At 43.2% G+C, this 725-nt stretch carries 1 protein-coding gene; it reads right to left on the bottom strand.

Annotation, left to right across the window (positions count from 1 at the left end; genetic code table 11):
• Nucleotides 1–172 precede the first annotated feature (172 nt).
• A complete protein-coding gene (locus VU18_RS16830) occupies nucleotides 173–541 on the bottom strand; it encodes a YidH family protein (RefSeq protein WP_047758633.1) in 369 nt (122 codons plus the stop codon).
• Between the last annotated feature and the right edge of the window lie 184 nt (nucleotides 542–725).

Here is a 725-nt window from a genome sequence, read left to right as displayed (position 1 = left end):
CAAATATTTTACTCACACATCAAATGAAGTGGGCAACAGTATGTTGTTCAAAAGACCGGAGCGAATGATCCGTCCCTTTTGTTTTCGCCATCGCTCTTGACATCATTTCACCCATAGAGATTCGTTCCCAAACCGTCAGTCTAGCGGGAACGTGTTGACGTTTTCCATTCCATCAAAACAAACTAAAAAAATAGTAACCGAACAATCCGGTAATCAGCAACAACAAAGCCGCTAAAAACCAAATTAACGGGCGTGACGGTCGGAATGTCTGCTCATTAATTTGTTTTGTTTTTATCACGTAACTAACCGTTGAAAATATAATCGTGCAGATCGCAATCACAACCGCCAACGCTCCGATCCATTGGACAATCACCGTAGACAATGCGCTGCTTGTTGACTTTTCATGCAAATTGATAACCAAAAACGCGATCCCGACCACCGCGATCGATGTACGAATCCAAGCGAGAAAGGTTCGCTCGTTCGCCAAATGTTGTTGAATATATTTCGAATCCTCCGTCGTCTGTCGTTGTTCCTTTTCCATCCTCACTGTCTCCTTTGCCTTTAGTCTATTTGCTTCATCTGCTCCACCATCCAATCTTTGCTCATTGGTCCAATCATTTTATTCCGTATGATTCCTGCTGAATCGATCACATAGCTTGTCGGAATCGCCTGAGCTTGGTATCGTTGAGATACTTCCCCTTGTTCATCAAGAACCACTGTAAATG

It is taken from the genome of Geobacillus sp. ZGt-1 (assembly GCF_001026865.1).
Classification (GTDB): domain Bacteria; phylum Bacillota; class Bacilli; order Bacillales; family Anoxybacillaceae; genus Geobacillus; species Geobacillus thermoleovorans.
Note: the sequence above shows the minus strand (reverse complement) of the source record. Positions and strands in the feature narration are given on the sequence as shown.